Origin of the sequence: Streptomyces sp. NPDC001678 (assembly GCF_042892945.1) — a bacterium.
Taxonomy (GTDB): domain Bacteria; phylum Actinomycetota; class Actinomycetes; order Streptomycetales; family Streptomycetaceae; genus Streptomyces.
This window is the reverse complement of sequence record NZ_JBIAUP010000007.1, coordinates 203,572-227,039: the sequence shown is the minus strand read 5'-3', so window position 1 is coordinate 227,039 and position 23,468 is coordinate 203,572. Positions and strand designations below refer to the sequence as shown.

At 73.5% G+C, this 23,468-nt stretch carries 21 protein-coding genes; 6 read left to right on the top strand and 15 right to left on the bottom strand.

The window, feature by feature from the left end:
- Positions 1–54 precede the first annotated feature (54 nt).
- Both ACFYZR_RS17560 and ACFYZR_RS17555 read right to left on the bottom strand, forming a co-directional pair.
- On the bottom strand, positions 55–522 hold the full coding sequence (locus tag ACFYZR_RS17560; protein ID WP_391911078.1) for a pyridoxamine 5'-phosphate oxidase family protein: 468 nt from the start codon (positions 520–522) through the stop codon (positions 55–57).
- A 213-nt stretch (positions 523–735) separates the two neighbouring features.
- The gene (locus ACFYZR_RS17555; protein ID WP_391911076.1) at positions 736–2,298 is read right to left on the bottom strand and encodes an MFS transporter; all 1,563 of its coding nucleotides are present in this window, start codon (positions 2,296–2,298) and stop codon (positions 736–738) included.
- A gap of 149 nt (positions 2,299–2,447) precedes the next feature.
- On the opposite strand from ACFYZR_RS17555, the gene ACFYZR_RS17550 reads away from it, so the two are divergent.
- Genes ACFYZR_RS17550 through ACFYZR_RS17535 form a run of 4 tightly spaced genes read left to right on the top strand, consistent with a single transcriptional unit; the run spans position 2,448 to position 7,923 of the window.
- Positions 2,448–2,918, top strand: a complete 471-nt coding sequence (locus tag ACFYZR_RS17550; protein ID WP_391911074.1) for a hypothetical protein — start codon at positions 2,448–2,450, stop codon at positions 2,916–2,918.
- Complete coding sequence (locus ACFYZR_RS17545) at positions 2,915–5,836, top strand: BTAD domain-containing putative transcriptional regulator (RefSeq protein ID WP_391911072.1); 2,922 nt, start codon at positions 2,915–2,917, stop codon at positions 5,834–5,836. The genes ACFYZR_RS17550 and ACFYZR_RS17545 overlap by 4 nt, the downstream gene beginning before the upstream one ends.
- A 51-nt stretch (positions 5,837–5,887) precedes the next feature.
- The gene (locus ACFYZR_RS17540; protein ID WP_391911070.1) at positions 5,888–6,706 is read left to right on the top strand and encodes a MerR family transcriptional regulator; all 819 of its coding nucleotides are present in this window, start codon (positions 5,888–5,890) and stop codon (positions 6,704–6,706) included.
- Positions 6,703–7,923 carry a glycosyltransferase gene (locus ACFYZR_RS17535; RefSeq protein WP_391911068.1) on the top strand — a complete coding sequence of 407 codons (1,221 nt, stop codon included), beginning with the start codon at positions 6,703–6,705 and terminating at the stop codon, positions 7,921–7,923. Before ACFYZR_RS17540 ends, ACFYZR_RS17535 begins: the two co-directional genes overlap by 4 nt.
- A 79-nt stretch (positions 7,924–8,002) precedes the next feature.
- Here ACFYZR_RS17535 and ACFYZR_RS17530 read toward each other — a convergent pair whose 3' ends face one another.
- From ACFYZR_RS17530 to ACFYZR_RS17520, 3 genes are read right to left on the bottom strand one after another with little or no spacing between them, the layout of a single operon-like run.
- Positions 8,003–8,503, bottom strand: a complete 501-nt coding sequence (locus ACFYZR_RS17530) for an AAA family ATPase (RefSeq protein ID WP_391911066.1) — start codon at positions 8,501–8,503, stop codon at positions 8,003–8,005.
- 39 nt (positions 8,504–8,542) lie between these two features.
- Complete coding sequence (locus ACFYZR_RS17525) at positions 8,543–10,408, bottom strand: ABC transporter ATP-binding protein (protein WP_391911064.1); 1,866 nt, start codon at positions 10,406–10,408, stop codon at positions 8,543–8,545.
- A complete protein-coding gene (locus ACFYZR_RS17520; RefSeq protein ID WP_391911062.1) occupies positions 10,405–12,231 on the bottom strand; it encodes an ABC transporter ATP-binding protein in 1,827 nt (608 codons plus the stop codon). The genes ACFYZR_RS17525 and ACFYZR_RS17520 overlap by 4 nt, the downstream gene beginning before the upstream one ends.
- 164 nt (positions 12,232–12,395) lie before the next feature.
- On the opposite strand from ACFYZR_RS17520, the gene ACFYZR_RS17515 reads away from it, so the two are divergent.
- Entirely contained in the window at positions 12,396–13,346 is a 951-nt protein-coding gene (locus ACFYZR_RS17515; protein ID WP_391911060.1) for a phosphotransferase family protein, read from the top strand.
- Positions 13,347–13,380: 34 nt separating this feature from the next.
- Here the strand turns inward: ACFYZR_RS17515 and galE are convergent, their stop codons facing one another.
- Positions 13,381–14,343, bottom strand: coding sequence for a UDP-glucose 4-epimerase GalE (gene galE, locus ACFYZR_RS17510; RefSeq protein WP_391911058.1), 963 nt, complete (start codon positions 14,341–14,343; stop codon positions 13,381–13,383).
- Positions 14,340–14,885, bottom strand: coding sequence for a D-glycero-alpha-D-manno-heptose-1,7-bisphosphate 7-phosphatase (locus ACFYZR_RS17505; RefSeq protein ID WP_391911056.1), 546 nt, complete (start codon positions 14,883–14,885; stop codon positions 14,340–14,342). The genes galE and ACFYZR_RS17505 overlap by 4 nt, the downstream gene beginning before the upstream one ends.
- 71 nt (positions 14,886–14,956) lie before the next feature.
- On the opposite strand from ACFYZR_RS17505, the gene ACFYZR_RS17500 reads away from it, so the two are divergent.
- Positions 14,957–16,093, top strand: coding sequence for a glycosyltransferase family 4 protein (locus ACFYZR_RS17500; protein ID WP_391911054.1), 1,137 nt, complete (start codon positions 14,957–14,959; stop codon positions 16,091–16,093).
- Between the two features lie 74 nt (positions 16,094–16,167).
- Here ACFYZR_RS17500 and ACFYZR_RS17495 read toward each other — a convergent pair whose 3' ends face one another.
- From ACFYZR_RS17495 to ACFYZR_RS17460, 8 genes are all read right to left on the bottom strand, one after another.
- Positions 16,168–17,028: a hypothetical protein gene (locus ACFYZR_RS17495; protein ID WP_391911052.1), complete on the bottom strand. Its 861-nt coding sequence runs from the start codon at positions 17,026–17,028 to the stop codon at positions 16,168–16,170.
- A 20-nt stretch (positions 17,029–17,048) separates the two neighbouring features.
- Positions 17,049–18,065 (bottom strand): zinc-binding dehydrogenase, encoded by a 1,017-nt coding sequence (locus ACFYZR_RS17490; protein ID WP_391911050.1) that lies wholly within the window; start codon positions 18,063–18,065, stop codon positions 17,049–17,051.
- Between the two features lie 15 nt (positions 18,066–18,080).
- Positions 18,081–18,695, bottom strand: a complete 615-nt coding sequence (locus ACFYZR_RS17485) for an SIS domain-containing protein (protein WP_391911048.1) — start codon at positions 18,693–18,695, stop codon at positions 18,081–18,083.
- A 64-nt stretch (positions 18,696–18,759) separates the two neighbouring features.
- Positions 18,760–19,536, bottom strand: a complete 777-nt coding sequence (locus ACFYZR_RS17480; RefSeq protein ID WP_391911046.1) for a phytanoyl-CoA dioxygenase family protein — start codon at positions 19,534–19,536, stop codon at positions 18,760–18,762.
- Between the two features lie 16 nt (positions 19,537–19,552).
- Positions 19,553–20,704, bottom strand: coding sequence for a DegT/DnrJ/EryC1/StrS family aminotransferase (locus tag ACFYZR_RS17475; RefSeq protein WP_391911044.1), 1,152 nt, complete (start codon positions 20,702–20,704; stop codon positions 19,553–19,555).
- Positions 20,701–21,642 carry an NAD-dependent epimerase/dehydratase family protein gene (locus tag ACFYZR_RS17470; RefSeq protein WP_391911042.1) on the bottom strand — a complete coding sequence of 314 codons (942 nt, stop codon included), beginning with the start codon at positions 21,640–21,642 and terminating at the stop codon, positions 20,701–20,703. Before ACFYZR_RS17470 ends, ACFYZR_RS17475 begins: the two co-directional genes overlap by 4 nt.
- On the bottom strand, positions 21,642–22,625 hold the full coding sequence (locus ACFYZR_RS17465) for a radical SAM protein (RefSeq protein WP_391911040.1): 984 nt from the start codon (positions 22,623–22,625) through the stop codon (positions 21,642–21,644). The genes ACFYZR_RS17470 and ACFYZR_RS17465 overlap by 1 nt, the downstream gene beginning before the upstream one ends.
- On the bottom strand, positions 22,622–23,437 hold the full coding sequence (locus tag ACFYZR_RS17460; RefSeq protein WP_391911037.1) for a glycosyltransferase family 2 protein: 816 nt from the start codon (positions 23,435–23,437) through the stop codon (positions 22,622–22,624). The genes ACFYZR_RS17465 and ACFYZR_RS17460 overlap by 4 nt, the downstream gene beginning before the upstream one ends.
- Positions 23,438–23,468 lie beyond the last annotated feature (31 nt).

Below are 23,468 nucleotides of genomic sequence, written 5' to 3'. Positions count from 1 at the left end.
GGGGGTGTGGGTGTCATGTCATCCGCGCTGTGGTGGGTCCGGTGGGTGGGTGGTTCAGCCGGCGGAGTCGCCCTTGCCCTTCTCGGCGAAGTCGGCGGCGAAGGCGGCGAAGTTCGCGGTGCGCCAGTGCTGGGGGCGCATCCGGAAGGTGACGTCCTCCGTGAGCTGGTGCGCCGTCGCCTTGAGGTAGGCGCGCGCTTCCTCGGGGTCCAGATAGCGGTGGGCCATGGCCTCGCGCAGATCGGCGTCGGCCGGGTCGCTGACCGAGACGACGGGCCCCTCGACGCTCACGTACCGGTAGGGGCGGTTGTCGTCCTGGGCGCAGAGGCTGAAGCGGCCCGCCGCGCGCAGGAGGCGGGTCTTGACCATCTCCCGGCCGGTCTGGACCACGACCTCCCCGCCGGGCTCGTAGTGGTACCAGATCGGCACCAGCAGCGGGGCGCGCTCGCCCCGGGGGTCGGTGACGCCCAGCACGCCGATGCGCGGCTCGGCGAGGAAACGTTCACGTTCGGAGTGCGGCATTGCGGGCAGCATGAAGCGCCTTCCTGTCTCGGTGGTGACTCCTCGGGGCAGGCCGGTGGGGTCCGGGCTTCCTGGCCCTTGCCGACCTTTCCTGACCCCGGGTAAATCGACCGTAATCCGGCTCTTTTATGGGGCTTAACGCTGACTTAACGCCAATAGTCGGGCTATGGCTGGTTGTTCGGCTGATGAGACTGGACGGTTCTCTTCCAGGTGTCAATCACCAACATCATTTCCGGTCAGCCGGCTCGCCGTGGTTCCGCCCGGTTTGGCAGGGAGCAGGAAGGACGCCAGGAGCGTGAGCGCGAGCAGCCCGGCCTCCGCGCCCAAGGTGATCTCCATGGCGCGGGCGTAGCCGGGGCGGGCCGTCGCTGAAGAGGCGTCGGCCTCCGTCGCGGCCGTGACCCGCCCGGCGAGGACGGAGAAGAAGACCGTGCCCAGCACCGCGCTGCCCAGGGCGCTGCCGAACTGCTGCACCGCGGTCAGCGTCCCGGCGGCCGAACCCGTCTCGTGGGGCTCCACGGCGGCCAGCACCGCCTGGAAGAACGGGCCCATCACCAGCCCCGTCCCCAGCCCGACGACCACCAGTGCCGGGGCTCCCCGCCACACCGTGACCTCCGGGCCCGCCCAGCGCAGCGCGCCCGCGAACGCGCCGACGCCGACCGCCATCACCACGACGCCGGTCTGCACCAGCGGGCGCCCCAGCCGGCTCAGCGCCCCCGCGCCGTCCAGCACCTGCACCACCACGAAGCCGATGACCGTGCCGGCCGACCAGGGCAGCACGGCCAGCCCCGCCTTCAGCGGCGAAGCCCCCAGCCCCGACTGGAAATAGAGGCTGAGCGCCAGCGAGAACCCCGCCACCGCGGCGAACAGCGCGGCGCCGGTCACCAGACCGCCTGAGAACGCCCTCTTGCGGAACAGCCCCGGAACCACCAACGGGTCGCCGCCACCGCGTGACACCCGCTTCTCGTACCAGCCGAAGACCCCGAACAGTGCCGTTCCGGCCGTCATCGACGCGAAGGCCCACATCGGCCACCCCAGTTCGCGCCCCTGGACCAGCGGGAAGACGACCGCCAGCGCGGCGGCCGAGGCCAGCACGGCGCCCACCAGGTCCAGCCTGGTCGTGGCCGTGGGTGGCGACGCGGGCAGGAACCGCCACCCGCCGAGGAACGCGAGCACCCCGAGCGGCAGGTTGACCAGGAACACCATGCGCCAGCCGGCCCCGAACCAGTCGGCGTCCACCAGCCAGCCGGCCAGGATCGGGCCGCCCACGTAGGACAGCGCCATCACCGGCCCGTACATCCCCAGGGCCTTGCCGAGCTCCCGGCCGTGGAACATCTCCTTGATGAGGCCGAGCCCCTGCGGGATCAGCACCGCCCCGAACAGCCCCTGGATCCCTCGCGCCGCGACCAGGCCCCCCGGCGAGACGGCCGCCGCGCACAGCAGCGAGGCGGCGGTGAATCCCGCCGTGCCGATCAGGAACGTCCGCCGGCGCCCCACGACGTCCCCCAGCCGCCCGCCCGTGATCAGCCCGACGGCCATGGCGAGCGCGTAGGCGGCCGTCAGCCACTGGGTGAGACTGGCCCCGCCACCCAGCTCGGCCCGGATCGACGGCGCCGCGATGGTGGCCACCAGCGAGTCGAGCATGTCCATCGCCTCTCCGGCGAGGATCACCCCCAGGGCCGCCCAGCGCCACCGGTAGGGCGCCGGCGGCCCGGGCGGGCCGGCGGGGGCGGCGGGAGCGGTCAAGGGCGGGTCGTCGGCACGGGGTTCGGACATGAAAAGGATCTTTCCCCGAAGATCGGGGAGGGAGTCGGAATCAGCGACGGTTGGCGGAAAGTGAGCATTTAGAACTCATCAATTGATCGTGTATCGGTCGCCGCGAGAGTCGGGGGGTGATCCCTCACCCCCCGACCGAAGGGCCCGTCATGCGCAGCAGACTCTCCCACCGCCTCGCCGCCGTCGCCGCGACCGCGGCGGTCGCCGCCACCACGGTGATGGCGACCGGCGGAACGGCCTCGGCCGCCCGGGACGACGCCCGGGGCGTCATCTGGAACAACGAGACCCTCACCAAGGGCTCGGTCCTCAAGAACGACTACGTCCAGCTGGTGATGCAGGACGACGGCAACCTCGTCACCTACTCCACCGACGACAACTGGGCCCACCGCAAACCCACCTGGCACACCGACACGGCGGGTTGCGGGGACCGCGCCATGATGCAGTCCGACGGCAACTTCGTGGTCTACGGCCAGGGCACCCGGGTGTGCTGGAAAAGCGACACCGAGCGGAAGCGGCTCGGCCCGGACACTCCGGAGCTGAAGCTCGGTGTGTTCACCGACGGCACGGTGAAGGTCTTCAGCGAGGCCCCCTACATCGTCCCGGTCTGGTCGAGCCGGTGACGCCGGAGCTCCGGTTCTCCCTGCTCGGCCCGGTGCGGGGCTGGAGCGGGGACACCGAGCTGGACCTGGGCAGACCGCAGCAGCGGGAAGTGCTCGCGGTCCTGCTCGGCGCCGCCGGACGGACGGTGGCGATGCCGCTGCTCGTCGACGGCGTGTGGGACGAGGGCGACCGTCCCGCCAGACCGGAGCACGCGATCCGGACCCACGTCTGGCGGCTGCGCCGGGCCCTCGAGGGGGCCGGCGCGCCGGTGCTGGAGACGGTCGGCGACGGCTACGCGCTGCGGGTCGCCGAACGCGCCGTGGACACCTGGTCGTTCGAGGGCGCCCCGGCCATGGCGGAGAAGACGCGGTCCGCCGACGGGGCGGACCGCGCCCGCGAGGTCCTCGACGAGGCCCTCGCGCTATGGGCCGCCGAGCCCCTGGCGGGCCTCCACGGGCCGGCCGCCAGGGCGTCCCGCACCCGGCTGCGCCGGGTCCGGCAGGCGTTGCTGGAGGCCCGGCTGGAACTCGACGCCGAGCTCGGGGACCGCCCCGGGCTGGCCGCGGAGGCCGGCGCCCTGGTGGTGGAGTACCCCGCCAGCCAACGGCTGCGCGGGGTGCAGATGCTGGCGCTGTACCGGTCGGGCCGCCAGGCCGAGGCGCTGGGGGTCTTCGAGGACACCCGGCGCTTCCTCGGCCCGGTACGGCCCGGCGAGGCGTTACGGGAGCTCCACCGGCGGATCCTGCGCTCGGACCCCTCCCTCAGGCCCCCCGGACCCTCCGGGCCGGCGCACGGCGTCCGGGCCGCGGGGCCGCGCCCGGCCGCGCTGCCGCGCGACATCGACGACTTCACCGGGCGCCGGGAACAGGTGGAGACGCTCACCGGAATGCTCGACGGCGACGCGCCGGCCGTCGTGGTCTCCGCGATCAACGGCATGGCCGGCGTCGGCAAGACCACACTCGCGGTCCACACCGCCCGCGGGCTCGGCCACAGCTACCCGGACGGGCGGCTCTACGTGGACCTGCGCGGCGCCGACCCCGACCCGGCCGACCCGCTGACCGTGCTCGGCACGTTCCTGCGGGAGCTGGGGACCGACGCGAGCGACGTCCCCGACGGCATGGCCGAACGCGTCGCGCTCTTCCGCTCGTCGCTGTCGGAACGGCGGGTGCTCCTGCTGCTCGACAACGCGGCCTCGGGTGACCAGGTGCGCCCGCTGATCCCGGGCACGGCGGGCTGCGCCGTGCTGGTGACCAGCCGCGCCTGGCTCACCGGACTGGAGGGCGCCCGGCACATGCGGCTCGACGTGATGCCGCCCGAGGAGGCGCTGGCGCTGCTGCGGCGGATCATCGGCGGCCGCCGCGTCGACGCCGAGCCACGGGCGGCGGCGGAACTGGCGGACGCCTGCGGGGCGCTGCCCCTGGCACTGCGGATCGCCGCGTCCCGCCTGGCCGCCGAGCCCGGCCGGCCCCTGGCGGACATGGTCCGCCTGCTCACCGACGAACGGAACCGCCTGGACGAGCTGCGCAGCGGGGACGCGGCGGTGGAGGCCGCGTTCGACCTGTCGTACTCCAAGCTCACCGGCGAACAGTCGCGGGCCTTCCGGCTACTGGCGGTCCTGGACGTGCCCGACTTCGGGCCGCCGTGCGCGGCGGCGCTGCTGGGCCGGGACGCCCACGACCCGGAGGACACCGAGGAACTGCTCGAGTCGCTCGTCGACCTGAGCCTCCTGGAGTCCCGCAGGCCGGGCCGCTACCACTTCCACGACCTGGTCCGCGCGTTCGCGCGGGCCAGGAGCGCCCGCGAGGACACCCCCGGGGAGATTGCCCGGGCCTTCGCGGGGCTCCTGGACTTCTGCGTGGCCACCGCCCGCAACGCCGACGCGGTCGCCCACTCGGTGGAACCCGCCGAGCGTGCCCTCATCCACGCGCCGACGACCTCGACGGGCCTCGCGTTCGGCACCGCCCAGGACGCCACCGACTGGATGCGGCAGGAGATCCCCGTGCAGCGCGCGCTGGTCGACCGCGCCTGCGAGGACGAGGGCCTGTCGCTGACCCAGGCGGCCGACCTCATGGACAAGCTGAACACCGTGCTGTCGGGCATCACCCACCTGTCCGCCGTCGCCGAACGGGCCGCACGGGTCGCCGGCGCCGCCGCGCGCCGCGGCAGCCCGGACGTCGAGGCCCTCGCCCGGTACGTACGGGGCAACGCCCTGTGGCACGCGAACTCCTACGCCGAGGCCGAGCCCGAACTCGCCCGCGCCCTGGAGCTGTGCGCCGGCGGATCCGCGCGGCTGCGGGCCTCGGCACATCTCACACTGTGCGCGAACGCCCGCGTCCACGGCCACTTCGACGAGGCGGTCGGCCACGGCGAGGCCTCGGTGCGGCTCTTCCGCGAACTCGGCGCGGAGATCGCGGAAGGCACCGTGCTGGGCGAACTGGCCTTCAACTACGCCCGCCAGGGCAGGCTCGCCGAGGCCCGGGCCGCGGCCGAGCGGGGCGCGGAGCTGGTCGGCGGCCGGGAGTCGGTCTCGAAGGCCATCGGCCTGTACTACCTGGCCCGGGTCCTGCGCCTGTGCGGCGACGGGAACGCCGCGCTGGACCGGGCCCGGGACGCGCTGGCACTGTTCCGCGCCCTGGGCGTGACCGCCTTCGAGGCCGCCACGGGCACCCTGATGGCCGAAGTCCACGCGGAAGCCGGGCACCACGCCCTCGCGGCGGGAACCGCCGAGGAGTTCATGCCGCTCGCCCGGCGGACCAGCGGCATGCTCGAAGCCGCCCTGCTCAGGGCACTCGGCCGCGGCCTGAGCCACCTGGGACAGGCCGCGAGGGCACGGGCCTGCCTGGAGACCGCCCTCGACCTCTTCGAACAGCGCGAGGCCACGACCGACGCCGAACAGACCCGGACGCTCCTGGCGGACCTCGCCCGGGGCCCGGCTTGACCCTCCCCCTACGTCAGGCCCGAGGCTGTGGGTCGACGAAAGGGCAGGTGGATGAGTTACTCCGTGGGACAGGTCGCGGCATTCGCCGGGGTGACGGTGCGGACGCTGCACCACTACGACAAGGCGGGGCTGCTCTCGCCCAGCGAGCGCAGCGACGCCGGATACCGGCTCTACGGCGACGCCGATCTCGCCCGGCTCCAGCAGATCCTCTTCTACCGTGAGCTCGGCTTCTCCCTCGACGAGATCGCCACGATCCTCGCCGACCCGCAGGCCAACGCCCTTGAACAGCTGAGGGCCCGGCAACGGCGGCTGAGCGAGGAGATCACCAGGCTGCAGCGGCTGGCCGAGGTGGCGGAACGGGCCATCGAGGTCCAGCAGACCGGGGTGACCCTGACCCCCGAGGAACGCTTCGAGGTCTTCGGCGACATCACCTTCGACCTGAGCTACGCCACTCAGGCCGAGCTGAAGTGGGCGCACTCGGACGGCCGGCGCGAGGCGATGGCGCGCGCGGCCGCGCACACCAAGGAGGACTGGCGGCGGCTGATGGGCGAGGCCGCCGCCTGGCGCGCGGAGCTGCTCGCGGCCTTCGACGAGGGGGAGCCGAGCGACGGCGAGAGGGCCATGGACCTCGCCGAGGAGCACCGTCTGCACATCTCGCGCTGGTTCACCTCCTGCCCCGCCGACATGCACCGGCGCATCGCGGACGACTTCGCCGCCGAGCCCCGCGCCTTCGCCCTGGTCGTACCGCCGTCACAGCAGCGCCCGGGGCTGGCCGCCTATGTGTCCCGGGCGGTCCACGCCAACGCGGCCCGCCACACCGGCGGCCGCACCGACTCCATATCCGACTCCGCCTCCGGGGAGCACCGATGAGGATCCTGATCGCCGCGGCCGGATCGCGCGGCGACGTCGCGCCCTACACGGGTCTGGGCGCCGGGCTGCGCCTGGCCGGGCACGACGTCACGGTCGCCGCCACGCCCGCCTACGCCCACCTCGTACACGCCGCCGGGCTGGAGTACCGCGCTCTCCCCGCCGACACACGGGTGCGCGGCGGCGGCAGCACGGACAGACGTGAGCTGATGCGCACGGCCGCCGCGTTCGTCACCGAACTCGGTCAGGGGTTCGCCGACGCGGTGAGCGACGACACGGAGCTGCTCCTGCTGTCGGCCACCACGGCACCGCTCGGCTGGCACCTCACCGAGGCCACGGGCATCCCGGGCCTCGGCGTCCACCTCCAGCCCACCGCGCCGACCGGGGACTTCCCGCCCGCCGTCACCGCCACCCGCTCACTGGGCCGCCTCGGCAACCGCGCGATGGGGCGCTTCGCCCTCCGCATGGTCGACCGGCTCTACGAGCAGGCGGCCGCCGACCTGCGCGGCCGCCTCCGGCTGCCGCCGCTCTCGCCCTCCGCGATGCGCCGCCGTCAGGAACGAGCCGACTGGCCCGTGCTCCACGGCTTCAGTACGGCCCTGGTGCCGCGCCCCTCCGACTGGCGCCCCGGCCTGCGGGTCGTCGGGACCTGGTGGCCCCACCACGACCCGGCCGAGCCACTCCCCGCCGAACTGGAGGACTTCCTCGGCGCCGGACCCCCGCCCGTCCTCGTCGGCTTCGGGAGCATGGCGAGCGGGGACGGGGAACGGCTGAGCGGGATCGCCGTGCGCGCCCTGCGCCGCGCCGGGCTGCGCGGCATCCTCCAGTCCGGCGGCGCCGGGCTCGCGGCCGACGGCGACGACGTCCTGACCGTCGGGGACGTACCGCACGCCGCGCTGTTCCCACGGCTGGCCGCCGTGGTCCACCACGCCGGGGCGGGCACCTCGGCGGCCGCGTTGCGCGCGGGGGTTCCCGCGGTCACCGTGCCGGTCACCGGGGACCAGCCGTTCTGGGCGGGACGGCTCGCCGCCCTCGGTGCCGCCACCGCCCCGATCCCCTTCCCGTCCCTCACCGCCGAGCGGCTCGCCGACGCGCTCGAGCGAGTCGTGAACGAGGGGTCGTACGCTCGGGCCGCCGCGTACGCTGCGCGGCACATGGCTACCGAGGACGGGGTGGAGCAGGCCCTCAAGGCGATCGAGGAGCTGGCGGGGGCCGGGTGACGCCCCGAAGGGGCGCGGGGAACTGCGCGACCAGCCACGACGCACCGGCAGATGAGGTACCGGACCTCCAACGGAGCGCCTAACTGCCAACCCACTCGGCGAGGGCCGTGGCCGTCGCGGCGGCCGAACGACCGCTCGTGGTGAACTCCCGGCCGACGACCCGGCGGAGCCCGGCCGCGTCCTCGACCGCGTCCTCGATCCGGCCGTCGTCCCAGCCGCGCGCGGCGAGGCGCGCGCGCCGGTCGGCGTCGGCGCAGTCGAGCCGCGCCCAGACGGCCTCCGGCACGGCCGCTGCGGCGGCCGACGCCGCGCGCCGCCATTCGTCCGGGGCCAGCGGGCACATGACCAGCACGGGCCCGCCGCCCCGCAGCAGCAGGGCGATGATCTCCACCCACAGCTTGTTGTAGCCGGGCCACACCCGGCTCGCCGACGAGGACCTGACGTCCACGCCCAGCAGTTCGCCGACGGGGTCGATCAGCTCGTCGAAGTCGACGGCGATGAGCGGATACGCCGTCAGGTGCGCGATCAGCGTGGACTTCCCCGCGCCCGGGGCGCCGGTCAGGAGGTGGAGCGTCGGCATGCCGGGCATCGTATGCCCGGCATGCCCGTCCCGGCGGCGTCAGTCCTCGCCCACCGCCGCGATCCAGGTGCGGTACGTCCGGCTGAACGGCCCCGAGGCGTCGATGAGCTCCGCGGGCGGCCCGTCCTCCACGATGCGGCCGGCGTCCATGACGAGGACGCGGTCGGCGGCCAGGACCGTGGACAGGCGGTGGGCGATGATGAGGGCCGTGCGGTCGGCGAGCACCTTGGCCATGGCGGCCTGCACGGCGCGTTCGGTGGGGATGTCCAGGCTGGACGTGGCCTCGTCCAGCAGCAGCACGGTGGGGTCGGCCAGGAAGGCGCGGGTGAGGGCCACCATCTGGCGCTGGCCCGCCGACAGGCGGCTGCCGCGCTTGCTGACGTCCGTGTCGTAGCCGTCGGGCAGGGCCTCGATGAACGTGTGGGCGCCGACCGCAGCCGCCGCGGCGCGGATGTCGGCGTCGCTCGCGCCGGGCCGGGCCAGCGCCACGTTCTCCGCGACCGTGCCGCTGAACAGGAAGTTCTCCTGGGTCAGGAGGGTCACCTCGCGGCGCAGGTCCGCATCGGCGAGGTCCCGCAGGTCCACCCCGTCCAGCAGCACCGCGCCGGCCGTCGGGTCGTAGAACCGGGCGAGGAGCTTGGCCAGGGTGGACTTCCCGGCGCCCGTCTCCCCGACGAGGGCCACGGTCTGCCCGGCGGGCACGGTCAGGTCCAGGGGCGGGAGGACGGGCCGGCCCGTGGGGGAGTAGCGGAACTCCACGGCCCGCAGCCGGAGCCGGCCGCGGCCCGGGCGGCCGGCGTCCAGGCGGTCCGGGGCGGCCGGTTCGGGCACGGAGGACCGCACGGCCAGGAAGCCGGAGATCTTCTCCAGGGCCGCGGCGGCCGCGGCGTACTTGTTGGTGAACGTCGCGAGCTCGTCCAGCGGGTCGTAGAACTTGCGGAGGTAGAGCACGAAGGCGGTCAGGACGCCGAGCTGGAGGGTGCCGTTCGCCACCCGCCAGCTCCCGATCGCCAGCACCAGCGCCAGACAGACGTTGCCGACCAGCCGGACGCCCGCCGTGTACCGGGCCACCACGTGCAGGGCGTCGGTGTGGGCGTCGCGGAAGTCGTCGTTGAGCCGGTTCATCCGGACGGCGGCGCGGGACTCGGCGCGGAACGCCTGGACGGCCCTTATGCCGCCCAGCGTCTCGCCCAGCTCCACGAGGATCTCCGCGACGGTGTTGCGGGCCCTGCGGTACGCCTGCCGCGAGCGCTCGCGGAACCAGCGGGTCATCAGCACGAGGGGGACGGACGTGCCGAGGACCACCAGGGCCAGCGGCAGGTCCAGCCACAGCAGCAGGATCGCGATGCCGCCCACCGACAGCAGCGAGGTCAGCAGGCCGTCCAGGCTCGTCTCCACCAGGTCGCGCACCGCGTCGACGTCGGAGGTGAGCCGGGAGACGACGCGGCCGGAGGTGTAGGCGTCGTGGAAGGCGACCGGCAGCCGCTGCGCGTGCTCGAAGATACGGGTGCGCAGGTCCAGCAGGACGGCCTGGCCGACGCTGCCGCTCAGCCGGAAGAAGCCGTAGCGCGCGGCGGCCGCGACCAGGGCGCACGCGGTGAAGCCCGCCACGCACCGCACGAGGGCGCCGGGCCGGCCCGCGACGGCCCCCGGCACACCGACGTCGATGGCCCGGGCGATCAGCAGGGGCCCGGCGAGCTGCCCGAGGTTCTCGCCCACCAGCGCGGCCAGTGCCAGCAGCGACCGGCGCAGCCAGGGGCGCAGCAGGGAGGCGAGGAGCTTTCGCGAACGGGCGTGGACGCGCGCCTGGGTGGCCTTGTCGAGGACGGGGGCGTCCTCGGCGGTCAGGGCGCCGGCGAGTTCCGGAGTCTGCTCGTCCGGCCCGGCGCAGGTGGTGTCGCTCACGGGGTCACCGCCTCGCTGTCCGGCCGCGGGTCGGCCCGTACCGCCTCCGCCGCTCCGGGTTCGCCGGGGGTCGCCATCAGGGTGCGGTAGTGGGGGCAGGAGTCCAGGAGTTCGTGGTGGGTGCCGACGGCGAGGACGCGGCCGTCGGCCAGGACGGCCACCCGGTCGGCCATGCGCGCGGTGTTCGGGCGGTGCGCCACCACGAGCGCGGTGGCGTCGCGCAGCACCTCGCGCAGCGCCCGTTCCACCTCCGCCTCGGTGTGGAGGTCGAGCGCGGAGAGCGGGTCGTCGAGCACCAGCAGGGCGGGCCGCGGCAGCACCGCGCGGGCGAGGGCGAGCCGTTGCCGCTGCCCGCCGGACAGCGACATGCCGCGTTCGCCGATACGGGTGCCCGGACCGTGGGGGAGCGCGTCGACGAAGCCCTCGGCGCCGGCCACCCGAAGCGCCGCGCGGATGTCGGCGTCGGAGGCGGTGGGGGCGCCGAGGGCGATGTTCTCGCGGACGGAGGCGGAGGACAGCAGCGCGTCCTCGAAGGCGCAGCCCATCATCGCCCGCAGCTCGGCCAGGGGCATGTCCCGTACGTCCACGCCGTCGACGGTGACCCGGCCCGCCGTGACGTCCGCGAGCCGGGGGACCAGGGAGGCCAGGGTGGTCTTGCCGGATCCGGTGGCGCCGACGAGCGCCATCGTCTCGCCCGGGCGCACCTCCAGGTCGACGCCGCGCAGCAGCGGGCGGGGCTGCCCCGGGTACTGGAAGTGGACGTCCTCGAAGCGCAGCCGGCCCCGCGCGGGGCCGGCCGGGGAGACGGGCCGGGCGGGGTCGGTGACGGTCGGCGGGCAGTCCCTGATCTCCCAGTAGCGGTCGCAGGCCGCGGCGGCCGTGCTCGTCTCCGACAGCGCCCAGCCGATGCACTCGGTGGGCCAGCGCAGATACGTGCTGATCGTGATCGCGGCGACGAGCTGACCGAGGGTCAGCCTGCCCTCGGCGATGCCCCAGCCGCCCACCGCGAGCTGACCGGCGATACCGAGCTCGGGCAGGATGAGCAGGCCGGTGGACAGCCCGCCGAGGATGCGGACGATGCGCAGTTCGGTCGAGCGCAGCCGGCGGGCCTGGGCGACGAACAGCCGGGTGCGTTCGGCGGACCGCCCGAACGCCCTGATGACGCGCGTGCCGAGCATCGTCTCCTCGACGAGGGTGGTGAGGTCCCCGGACTGGTCCTGGGCCCGGCGGGCGACCTTCTTGTAGTGCGTCTCGTAGAAGTAGGTGATCAGCAGCAGCGGCGCGGCGCTGATCAGCCCGACCAGGGCGAGTTCGGGCGCGATGGTGAACAGGATGCCCAGACCCACCACCAGGGTCAGGGAGTTGACGACGAGGAAGACCGCGGCGAAGGCCAGGTACTTGCGCAGCGTCACCAGGTCGTTGACCGCGCGGGACATCAACTGGCCGGACTGCCAGCGGTCGTGGAAGGCGACGGGCAGCCGCAGCAGGTGGGCGAAGAGGTCGGCCCGCATCCGGGACTCCACCAGCGCGGTGGGGCGGGCGATGAGCTTGCGGCGGGCCCACAACAGGCCGGCCTCCGCCGTGCCGAGCACGGCGACGAGGGCGATCAGCCAGGGCAGCCGGCCGAAGTCGCCGGAGCCGAGCGGGCCGTCGATGACGCGCTGCACCACCAGGGGAATGCCGAGGCCGCACAGCAGGGCGCCGAATGTGGCGGCGGCCGCCCCGGTGACGGGGAGCCATACCGGCCGTAAATACGGGCCGAGCCTGGCGAGTACGGCAAGAGAGGACGCGTTCGTCGGGATCGGGGCGCCGTCGACGTTCAATGCGTACACCTCGCAATGACGGGTCGAATGGCCGGGCTTCACCGTTGCCCGGCAGGCCGGCCATGTTATCCTGAACCGAATTCGATAGGCATCACCACACGCAGAGAAGTCGGGGAACTGCCGTGCCTGAGAATGCTGTGCCCAATAAATACCCCGCCCAGCCGATGGAAATTACATCGGACGAAACCTACGCGAAACTCCGGAACGACCTGGAATTCTGGGAGCCCTGGGGCCGACGGGCGCTGGCCGCGGCCGGGCTCCCCGCCCCGGGGGCCTTACGGGTCCCGGGGGAGAGCACCAACCCCGTGCTGATCGCCGACACCGGCGTGGTCGTCAAGCTCTACGGCGAGCACTGGTGCGGCCCGGAGAACTACGCCTCGGAGGCCGAGGCCTATGAGGTGCTGGCCGGTCAGGACCTGCCGGTTCCCCCGCTGTTGGGCCGTGGCGAGCTGTTTCCCGGCAGCGCCGCCTGGCCGTGGCCGTACCTGGTGATGGCCGCGGCCCCCGGCACGACATGGCGGGAGGCCGCGGCGCGTGCCGACCGGCCGACCCAGCTGGCGCTGGCCCGGCGGTTCGGCGCGGTGCTGCGCCGGCTGCATTCCGTACCGCTGACCGGCGCGGGAGCGCTGCGACCGGATTCCCCGGTCTTCGCCGAACTGCTCGAGGAACGCCGCGCGGCCACCGTCGAGGACCACCGGGAATGGGGTTATCTCTCCCCGCGACTGCTGGACCGGGTCGATGACTTCCTGCCCTCCGTCGACGCCCTGCTCGACGGCGGGAAACCCGTGTTCGTACATGGCGACCTGCATGGCACCAACCTTTTCGTCGATGCGGGCGACGCCTCGGTGACCGGTCTGATCGATTTCACCGACGTATACGCGGGAGACCCCCGGTACAGCCTCGTCCAATTGCACCTCAACGCTTTCCGGGCGGACCGCCAACTGCTCGCGGCGCTGCTCGAAGGGGCGGAATGGCAGGTGACCGACACCTTCGCCGAGGACATGCTCCGGTTCACCTTCCTGCATGACTTCGACGTCCTGGAGGAGGTGCCCGTGGACCTCTCCGGCATCGACGACATCGGGGAGCTGGCCCGGCTCCTGTGGGACGTACGGTAGCGGAAACGGAACCCTTCCGTCGGGCGCGTGGCCGTCATGAGCGCGCCCGGCGGAACCGCCACGCGTCCTCGATCATCGCCTCGAGGCCCGGGCGCGCCGGCTTCCAGCCCAGTTCCCGGCCGACGCGCTCGGCGGAGGCGACCAGGACGGCCGGATCGCCCGGGCGCCGGCCCGTCACCCTGGCGGGTACGCGCCGGCCGGTGACGCGGGCCACCGCGTCGAGGACCTCCCGCACCGAGAACCCCCTGCCGTTGCCGAGGTTGTAGTTGCGGTGCTCACCGGGGACCGCGCCCCGCAGCGCGGCCAGATGAGCGTCGGCGATGTCCGCGACATGGATGAAGTCCCTTACACACGTGCCGTCGTGGGTCGGGTAGTCGTCGCCGAACACCGCGAACTCCCGGCGCCCGCCCAGGGCCGCGTCCAGGGCCAGCGGGACGATGTGGGTCTCCGGCTCGTGGCGCTCGCCCGACTCGCCCAGCGCGCCCGCCACGTTGAAGTAGCGGAGGCTCACGGAGGCGAGACCGTGCGCACGGGCGTACGCCTCCAGCGCCAGGTCGACGGCCAGCTTCGAGGCACCGTACGGGTTGGTGGGCACCGTCGGCGCGTTCTCCTCGATGGGCACCCGCTCCGGCTGGCCGTAGACCGCGGCCGTGGAGGAGAAGACGAGCCGGCCGACGCCCGCGCGCAGCACCGCGTCCAGCAGGGTCAGGCTCTCCACCGTGTTGTTGCGCCAGAAGCGCTCGGGGTGGCGCACCGAGTCGTCGATGAGGGCCCGCGCGGCGAGGTGCAGCACCGCGTCGAACGGGCCCGGCCCATCGGTGAGGACAGCGGCCGCCTCGGCCATCGTGCCCCGGACGAACTCGGCGCCGTGCGGGACGGCGTCGGCGAAGCCCGTGGACAGGTCGTCGAGGACGACGGCCCGGTGCCCCTCGTCGAGGAGCCTGCGCGTCACCGCGCTGCCGATGAAACCGGCGCCGCCGGTCACCAGGATCTTCACACGAAACCGCCTTTCGAGGACGTGAGCAGGAGGTCGACGGCCGTTCGTAAATCCGTCGTCACCATGTCCGCCGCAGTGTTCGCAGGCGGTTTTCCCGGGCCCTGAAGAAGAATGGTCAGAGTGCCGGCCGCCTTTCCCGCCATGACGTCCGACTCGGTATCGCCGATCATCACGGAATCCGCCGGGTCGATGTCCTGGAAATCCCGCATGGCGGCGGTGAGAAGTCCGGGCAGCGGTTTTCGGCAACCGCATTCGCCCACCTCGTGCGGACAGACGTAAATGGAGTCCAGAAACGCCCCGTGCTCGCGCAGCAGCGCGGCGAGCCGCGCGTGCACCGCCACCAGGTCCGCGCTGGTCATCAGGCGTCTGGCTACGCCCCGCTGGTTGGTCACCAGCACCACACGCCGTCCGGCGGCGTTCAGTTCGCGCACGGCCTCGGCGGCGCCCGGCAGCAGGACAAGCTCCGCTGGATGTCCGATGTATCGGCCGTCGGACGGCTTCGCATTCAAGGTGCCGTCCCGGTCCAGAAAGAAAGTGCGCACTTCTGCGTACCCGCTTTCGCTGTTATGGTCTTTTCGGCTCCCCAGGGAGCCGGAATGGAGGCAATGCGAGAATGGGCACCGCCGATCGAGCACGACTCCGTATTCTTTTCGTCTCGGCGAACGAGACCGCGCCATGGGGCCCCAGCGAGACGAACTGGGCGCTGGCCGCGCGGCACTGGCTGGAGCGGGGCGCCGAGGTCCACGCGAGCGTCAAGGGCTGGGACGAGGTCCCCGCCGAGCTGGCCGCCGCCGAGCGGGCCGGGTGCGTCGTGCACCGCCGCTGGGAGCAGCCCCCCTACGACCTCCGCCCCGTCCACCAACTCCCGTGGTCCGAACACCGGTCGAGCACCCTGGAGAAGGTCCGGCCCGACCTGGTCGTCGTCTCCCAGGGCGACAACTACGAGGGGCTGGGCTGGATGGAGGAGTGCCGGACGCGCGGCTACCCGTACGTCGCCTACTCCAACTCCGCCGCCGACTTCGAATGGCCGGCGGACGACGTCGCCCAGCGGCTGGCCGTGGCCTACCGCGCGGCCCGCGCGGCCTTCTTCGTGTCCGAGGCCAACCGGGACATCACCGAACGCCAGGTCGGCACGCGGCTGCCCAACGCCCGGGTGGTCCGCTGCCACTTCAAGGTCGACTACGGCGCGGCCCCGCCCTGGCCCGGCGGCACCGGGCCGCTGCGGCTGGCCTGCCCGGCCCGGCTCGACCCGATCAGCAAGGGGCAGGACGTGCTCTTCGAGGTCCTCGCCCGGCCCAAGTGGCGCGAACGCCCGCTGACCGTCTCCCTGTTCGGGGCCGGGAGCCACGCGTGGGTGCTGCGCTGCCTGCGCGACCGGCTCGGCCTGGACAACGTCGAGTTCGCCGGGTACACCACGGACGTCGAGGCGATCTGGCGGGAGCACCACGGCCTGGTCCTGTGCTCGCGGGCCGAGGGCCTGCCCACCGTGATCATCGAGGCGATGCTCTGCGGCCGGCCCGCGATCGTCAGTGACGTGGCGGGCAACGCCGAGCTCCTGGAGGACGGGGTGACCGGCTTCGTCGCGGCCGCCCCGGCGGCCGCCTGCCTCGACGAGGCCCTGGAGCGGGCCTGGCGGGCCCGCGGCGAGTGGCAGGAGATGGGCCGGCGCGCGGCCGTGGCCGTCCGCAAGCAGATCCCGCCGGACCCGATCGCGGTCCTCGTGGACCAGCTGGCGGAACTCGCCGCCTGACCCCGCCGTCCCCGGGCGCCCGGCGCCCGGGGACGGACGCCGGCCCGGCCGGGGCAGACGCCGCCGCCGGGCCATCACACCCCCCTCAGCGTCTCGGCGGCCCGCTCCGGCTCCAGCGGGGTGAAGTACATCCCGCTGCCCAGTTCCCCCGCCGCGATGTACCGGGGCGTCCCGGGAGCCCGCCAGACCACATTGATCTCCAGATACAGATGCGCCCACGGCCAGTGACCGCCGTCCGTCGGCCGCTGACGCACCCACAGCACATACGGCGCCGGCCGCCCGAACAGCGCGTCGACGCTGCCGAGGACGGTCGTCAGCAGCGCGGCCAGCTCCCGCCGCCCGTACGCGCCCGCGCCCGGGAGGTCCGGCAGATGGGCGCGCGGCGCCAGCCGCAGCGCGTAGGGGAACAGCGGTGCCTCGGGGACCCAGGCCCGCCAGCCGCCCTCCTCCGCCACCACCAGCTCCTTCGCGGGCCCCTCGCACAGCGGGCAGCGGCCCAGCGCGCGGCTGCGCTCCAGCTGCGCCGCGGGGGCGGGCGGGACACCGGGCAGGCCGAACGCCTGCCCGTGCGGATGGTCCACGGTCGCGCCCGCGTCGGCGCCCCGGTTCTCGAAGAGCAGCACGTAGCCCACATCGGGCCGCGCGCCGAGCTCCTCGGTGCACTCGCTCCACAACGCGACCGCCCGGGCCGCCTGGTTCAGGCCCATCGTGGCCCAGGACCCGCCGTGCTCGGGGGCGTACAGCAGCACCTCGCACCGGCCCCCGTCCAGGGCGGGCCAGCGGTTGGGGAACCGCCGCACCCGGTAGTCTTCGGGCGCCTCCAGCCCGCCCGGGCAGAACGGGCAGTCCTCGCTCCCGGCGCGGGGGCGGGACTGGCGGCGGCCGTCGACCGCCACCGTGAGGCCGGTCAGCGGGTCCGTACGCAGCTCAGCCACCCGTGCCGCCCTCCGCGCGCTCAGCCGTCGGCACGGACCACCACCCGGATCACATCGGGGCCGGGCTGATCGGCGAGCCGGAACGCCTTGTCCGCCTCCGACAGCCCCAGGACGTGGGTGATGACCCGGTCGGTGCGCACGGCACCGTCCACGAGGAGGTCCGCCGCCCGGCGCATGAACCGGCCCGGGCCCATCACCCCGATCGTCGACATCAGCTTCAGCGGCCACTGCGCGGCCGGCATCTCGACCCGCTTGCCGACCCGGTAGCCGATCAGGCCGACCCGGCCGCCGGGCCGCACCAGCTCCGCGGCGAGCCGGATCGCGTCCGGCTCCCCGCAGGCGTCCAGGACGACGTCCGGCAGCCCGGCGGGCCCCGCTTCCTCGATCCACCGCGTGACCTCCTCCTGCCTCGACAGCGCCGTCCGCGCGCCGAGCGAGGAGGCCACGGCGGCGCGCCGCTCCACCGGGTCGACGGCCAGGACGACCCGGCCGCCGGACGCCCGGGCCGCCTGGAGCACGTTCAGGCCGATGCCACCGCACCCCAGCACCGCGACACTCTCCCCGGCCTCCAGCCGCACCCGGTCCAGCGCGTGGAGGGCCACGGCCAGCGGCTCCGTCTGCGTGGCCGTCAGCAGGTCGGTGTCCGGCGGGAGCCGCACCAGGTTCCGCGCGGGCACGGCGATGAACTCGGCACAGCCGCCCGGATCGGTGAAGCCGAACTCGCGCAGCTCCGGGCACATCACCGGCTGCCCCCTGCCGCACCACGAGCAGTGGCCGCAGGTCAGCGCGATGTCCCCGGCCACCACGTCTCCAGGGCTCACCAGGGGGCTACGGGTCTCGGCGACGGTGCCGCTCCACTCGTGGCCCGGTATCGCCGGCAGGGCGGCGCCGTGCCACACGTCGTTGTACAGGGAGACGTCGCTGCCGCAGATCGCGTTGTAGGCGACGCGGACCAGGGCCCACCCCTCGGGGAGCACCGGGTCGGGGACGGCCTCGACGGACAGGTCGCGGGGGCCGTTGAGCACTGCTGCACGCATACGGGACCTCTCAGCTCAGCCCTGGTGGGAGTGGCGGGGGTTGCCGCTGTTGTCACGCAGGTACTGGGTGACGAAGTGGAAGATCATGCTGTGCATGGCCTCGGCCATGCCGACGTCCTTGGTCGGGGCGTTCACCTCCGCGTCCGCCAGGTCGCGCAGGATGCCTCCGGTGCCCGCGGTCACCGCGATCACCCGTAGCCCCGCCTCCTTGGCCCAGCGGGCCGCGGCCACCACATTGGGGCTGGTGCCCGAGCAGCTGATCACCAGCAGCCGGTCGCCGGGGCGCGCCATCAGCCGCAGGGGCTCGACGAACACCCGCTCGTATCCGCAGTCGTTGGCGTAGGCGGTGAGCATGGACAGGTTGTCGGTCAAGGCGATCGCGCGCAGTGGAGGGTTCTGCTCCGCGGTGGTGCCCTTGAGGAGGTCCTGGGCGAGATGGGAGGCGGCCGAGGCGCTGCCGCCGTTGCCCGCCAGGTAGACCGTGGCCCCGTCGCGCCGTACCTCGTCGAGTTCGCCGATCAGTCGGTGCACCTGGTCGCCCATGGCCTGGAGCAGGGGGCCCGCGGTGTCCAGGTACTCGTCCCACGGGCCACGGGCCGTACGGCCCGTGGCGATGGAGTCCTGCGTCATCTCTGCGTACCTGCAATCGTGTCGGGGAGCACCGGGGTGCGGTGGACACCACGGTCGTACGGGGTCAGCGGACGAAGTCCTCTTCGACGTCGTGGTCGACGTACCCGGTGCCGCGCAGGTCGCCGGACTCGCCGTCCCACTCGCTCCAGTCGGCCATATAGGTCGGCCCGTAGCCGAAGGCGGCCAGGACGCGGTCGCCGGGGGTGCGCTTGCGGCGGGTGCCGTGCATCAGCGCCTCGTTGAGGATCAGCAGGTCGCCGGCGCCGACGAAGACGTCGGTGAGCGTCGGGAAGCCCTCGTCGATCAGCGAGGCGCGCTCACCGCGCTCGGCGCGGGGGCGCAGCAGCGGGAAGTTGGCCTTGTGCGAGCCCTGGATGTAGCAGAACGAGCCGTCCTCCGGGGAGCGGATGTCGCTGAGGTAGACCAGGGCCTTCACATAGGGGCAGAACAGTTTGCCGTCGTGGTAGGTGTGGGTGATCGACAGGTCGCGGCCCACGGTCCCGCCGTCGAGGTCGAGGAGTTCGGCGTTGCCGCCGTGGAGGTAGAGCACGCTGTCGCGGCCGCGGCGCAGCGCGTAGCCCTCCAGCACGCGCAGCGGCTGGTTGACGACCTCGCGCACCCGGCCGACGATGCGTTCGTCCCGGCCGAGCTTCGCGAAGGTCTCGCTGGCGCGGGGCAGGTCGTTGTAGCGGCGGGTGTTGGCGAATCCGGGGTCTACGGGGTGGAGCCGGTCGAGTTCCGCGCGCAGGCCGGCGACCTCCGACGGGTCGAAGGCGCCCGGCACGACCAGGAATCCGGTGGTGTCGAAGAGGTAGAGCTCTTCCGGTGACAGGGCGGGCACAGGGGTTCCCTTTCCGTCAGTGCCGCGGGGGCAGGGTCACGTCCTCCTCGGCGAGGGCCTTGTCGAGGGCGCGCAGGACGGTGTCGGTGTCGTCGTCGCTCATCCGGGTGTGCAGCGGCAGGCAGATGTGCCGGGCGCACAGGTCCGCGGCCACGGGGTGCTCCCCGGCCGGGAACCGGCCCTCGAACACCGGCTGGGCGTCCAGCGGCATCTCGTAGATCTCGCCGCCCAGTTGCACCCCGGCGTCCCGCATCCGCTCCCGCAGCCGCCCCCGGTCCACGCCGGGGTCCAGCACGACCACGTACTTGTACCAGCTCGCCGGCGAGTGCCCGGGCAGCAGCGGGCGGACGCCGCGCATCTGGGCCAGTCCGGCGGTGTAGCGCCGGGCGAGCCGGTCGCGGACGGCCAGGAATTCGTCGAGGCGGCGCAGCTGGACCCGGCCGATGGCGGCGTGCGGCTCGCTCATCCGCGCGTTCTCGCCGAGCACGGTGTGGACGCTGCGCCAGGGTTCGGGCTTGCCCAGATTGCGGTAGAGGCGGACGAGCCGGGCGAGTTCGTCGTCGTCGGTGGTGACCATGCCGCCCTCGGCGGAGGTGATGACCTTGGTGGCGAAGAAGGAGAACGCCCCGGCCGCGCCGAACGTCCCGGCGTGCCGCCCCGCCAGGCGGCTGCCGTGGGCGTGGGCGCAGTCCTCGAACAGCCACAGCCCGCGCCGGGCGCACCAGGCGGCGACGGACTCGATGTCCGGGGTGACGATGCCGCCCATGTGGACGATCAGGACGCCCGTGGTGGCGTCGGTGACGGCCCGTTCCAGTTCGCGGACGCCGGGCGCGAGCGTGGCGGCGTCCACGTCCGTCAGCCGCACCCGCAGCCCGGCCAGCAGGGGCGCGGCGGCCGTCGAGTAGAAGGAGTTGGCCGGTACCAGCACCTCGCCCCCGGCCTCGCCGGCCAGCGCCCGCAGCCCGCAGACCAGGGCGGCCGTGCCGGAGGCGACGGCGACGGCGTGCCGGGCGCCGGTGCAGGCCGCCATCTCCGCCTCGAAGGCCTCGACCTGCGCGCCCTGGGTGAGCTGCCCGGTCTCCAGGCCGGTGCGCACGGCGGCGAGTACCTCCTGGATGTCCGCCTCCGTGAAGTCGGGCCGGACGGGGACCACGTGCGGACGGGTCATCGGCCGCTCACCCCCGCCTGGCCGCTGTGGTCCGGGCGGTGCTCCAGCTCCATGCGCAGCCCTTCGTCGATGGTGATCCTGGGGGTCCAGCCGAGCTGGGCGCGGGCCTTGGCGGTGGAGACGAAGCGCTGGGAGTAGACGAGTTCACCGCGCCGGGTGGGCTCCTCGCGGTAGGTGATGGGCACCCCGCCGAACAGCGCGGAGACCCGCTCGGCGAGCTCCCCGGTGGTGAGGATCTCGGGGCCTTCCAGGTTGTAGACCTGGTTGGCGGCGACGGGGGCCGTGGCCCGGTGGAAGGCGTCGGCGAGGTCGTGGACGTGGAGGAACGCGCGGCGCTCGGAGCCGTCGCCGAAGACGGTCAGCTCCCGGCCCTCGGCGGCCGCGCGCAGGAACGCGGAGACGACCAGTCCGGGCCACATGCCGGGGCCGTAGACGGGGCTGTAGCGCAGGACGGTGGAGGCGAGGCCGCGCAGCCGGGCGTAGTCGCGGGCCAGCAGCTCCTTGGCGATCATCGAGGTGGTGTAGAAGTGGCCCGCGCCCGTGGGCAGGAACGGCTCGTCCTCGTCGATGGCCTCGACGCGCATGGCGTTGTACACCCAGCAGCTTCCCGCGAGGACGACGCGGGAGACGCCGCAGGCGGCCGACGCGTCGAGCACCGCGGTGGTGCCGGTGACGTTGACGTCCATCGCGGTCACCGGGTCGGCCAGGACGGCGCGGGCGTCGGCGACGCCCGCCAGGTGCAGGACCACCTCCGGCCGCCAGGAGGCGAACAGCTCCGTCAGCTCCCGCCGCGCGGTCACGCTCAGCGCCGCACCCGGGAAGGGGTCGTCGGGCGTCCACCGCGTGTCGACGACGAGGACCTCGTGGCCCTCCTCGTGGAAGCGACGGGCCACATGGCGGCCGATGAAGCCCGATCCGCCGGTCACCAGAGCTCGCATCAGGTCCCCTTGTGGGTGTGGTGGGTGGTGGTGGCGGACGCCGGGCCCGCGACCGCGGCGCCGGCACTCCCGCGCAGCCGGGAGCGCCACTCCTGCGCGCTGTCCACGGCGCAGCCGTCGTCCGTGTCGGGGGTGCGGTCCAGCAGGTCCAGGAACGCGCGGTCGGTGAGCTCCTCGGTGGGGTGCCGCTGCGGCAGCCGGAAGTCGCGCCGGGTGCGCTGCTCGTGCGGCATCAGCCGCCCGGCGCTGCCCAGGCAGTTGCGGCAGGCCGCCAGGGGCTCGGGGGAGCGGAGATAGGCCAGCAGCCGGTCCGGGAACCCCGGGTCGTCCGTGATCTCCAGCGCGTCCTCCCACGGGTCCGCCCCGCCCTCGAGGACCCGGGGCAGGAACACGGACTGCGGGCACTTGAAGAAATGGCCCTCGAAGACGGTGTGGCAGCGCCACACGTGCGCGATCTGGCACGTCGAGTAGATCCGCCGCACCAGCTGGTCGTCACGGGTGCCGGACTCCGAGTAGGAGTAGCGGAAGTGCGAGTAGTGGAGGAGGGTCAGGGTGACCCCGTGGTCCGCCGCGTGGCCGCGGATCCGGGCCATCTTCTCCTCGGGGATCTCCTTGCCGGGGTAGACGGAGACCTCCACCTCGTCCACCGCCGCCCAGAAGTCCTCGCGCATGCGCGGCAGCAGCACGCCGTTGGTGCACACGACGATGCGCGGCGCGATGCCGCTGGCGCGCACCGAGCCCAGGATCGGGACGAGCTCGCGGTGCAGCAGGGGCTCACCGCCGAGGACCTTCACGAACCGGGCCCGGAAGGACTTCGCCAGCAGGGCCAGATCGCGCTCCGCCGTCTCGGGCGCGACGAAGGAGCGGGTGAAGACGGGGGAGAGGTGGCTGCACGAGGCGCAGCCGAGGTTGCAGTGGTGGGCGACGTTGAGCTCGCACCCCTCCGGGGTGACCACCTTTCCGTTCTCGACGCGATAGGTCATCGGACCGCCTCGTGTTCTCCCGCGTCCCGCCAGGAGAAGGCCGGGTCGAAGGGGAGGGAGAAGTTGTTGGAGTAGCCGCCGAGGTAGTAGCGCAAGGTGGCCTTTCCCGTGCAGGAGACCGGCTCGGCGCGGGCGCGCAGGTCCATGGCGAGCTTGTCGTCCTCGCCGATGGACTCGGCCTCGTCGTGGGCGTCGTAGACGTCCCGGAAGGGCACGTCGAGGAGCAGGTCGCGGGCCAGCAGCCATTCACCGGTGTCGACGGAGACGACCGGGTCGTCCGTGCCCGGCGGGTCGAGCCGGTCCCGCCGCACACAGACGTCGGGGGAGACGACGCCCTTGGCGCGCATCCGCGCCCACTGGGCGCGCCCCTCCGCCGGGTCGCGGGCCCAGGGCTCGCGGGGCTCCAGATAGGGGGTGCCGTCCGCGTTGAGCATCCGCAGGTGGGAGTGGACGGCGCGGTGGCCGGTGCGCCCGGCGCACTCCAGCAGGCTGCTGAGGTGCTCCGGTTCCCATTCGTTGTCGTCGTCGAGGAAGCCGATCCAGTGGGCGCTGCTCGTGCGGACGGCCATGTTGCGCAGCCGTGCCGAGCGTCCCGGCCCGGAGACGTCCTCGGGGCCGCGTCCGGCCAGCAGCCAGCGGACGTTCCCGGGCAGCGGCTCGTGGGAGCGCAGGAACGCGTAGGTCTCGTGGCAGTCGTCGATCACGACGAGGTGCCGGAAGGGGGCGTCGAGGTCCTGACGCTGGACGCTGCGCAGCGCGCGCTCCAGCAGCCGGGGCCGGTTTCTGGTGAGGGTGACGACGGTGACCAGCACGGCTGGATCGCCCTTCGCTCGGGTCGGTGGT

Bases quoted from the DNA above. Each gene is read 5' to 3' on its own strand.
- ACFYZR_RS17560 (WP_391911078.1), bottom strand. From the start codon at position 522: ATGCCGCACTCCGAACGTGAACGTTTCCTCGCCGAGCCGCGCATCGGC.
- ACFYZR_RS17555 (WP_391911076.1), bottom strand. From the start codon at position 2,298: ATGTCCGAACCCCGTGCCGACGACCCGCCCTTGACCGCTCCCGCCGCC.
- ACFYZR_RS17550 (WP_391911074.1), top strand. From the start codon at position 2,448: ATGCGCAGCAGACTCTCCCACCGCCTCGCCGCCGTCGCCGCGACCGCG.
- ACFYZR_RS17540 (WP_391911070.1), top strand. From the start codon at position 5,888: ATGAGTTACTCCGTGGGACAGGTCGCGGCATTCGCCGGGGTGACGGTG.
- ACFYZR_RS17535 (WP_391911068.1), top strand. From the start codon at position 6,703: ATGAGGATCCTGATCGCCGCGGCCGGATCGCGCGGCGACGTCGCGCCC.
- ACFYZR_RS17530 (WP_391911066.1), bottom strand. From the start codon at position 8,503: ATGCCGACGCTCCACCTCCTGACCGGCGCCCCGGGCGCGGGGAAGTCC.
- ACFYZR_RS17515 (WP_391911060.1), top strand. From the start codon at position 12,396: ATGGAAATTACATCGGACGAAACCTACGCGAAACTCCGGAACGACCTG.
- ACFYZR_RS17500 (WP_391911054.1), top strand. From the start codon at position 14,957: ATGGGCACCGCCGATCGAGCACGACTCCGTATTCTTTTCGTCTCGGCG.
- ACFYZR_RS17490 (WP_391911050.1), bottom strand. From the start codon at position 18,065: ATGCGTGCAGCAGTGCTCAACGGCCCCCGCGACCTGTCCGTCGAGGCC.
- ACFYZR_RS17485 (WP_391911048.1), bottom strand. From the start codon at position 18,695: ATGACGCAGGACTCCATCGCCACGGGCCGTACGGCCCGTGGCCCGTGG.
- ACFYZR_RS17475 (WP_391911044.1), bottom strand. From the start codon at position 20,704: ATGACCCGTCCGCACGTGGTCCCCGTCCGGCCCGACTTCACGGAGGCG.
- ACFYZR_RS17470 (WP_391911042.1), bottom strand. From the start codon at position 21,642: ATGCGAGCTCTGGTGACCGGCGGATCGGGCTTCATCGGCCGCCATGTG.
- ACFYZR_RS17465 (WP_391911040.1), bottom strand. From the start codon at position 22,625: ATGACCTATCGCGTCGAGAACGGAAAGGTGGTCACCCCGGAGGGGTGC.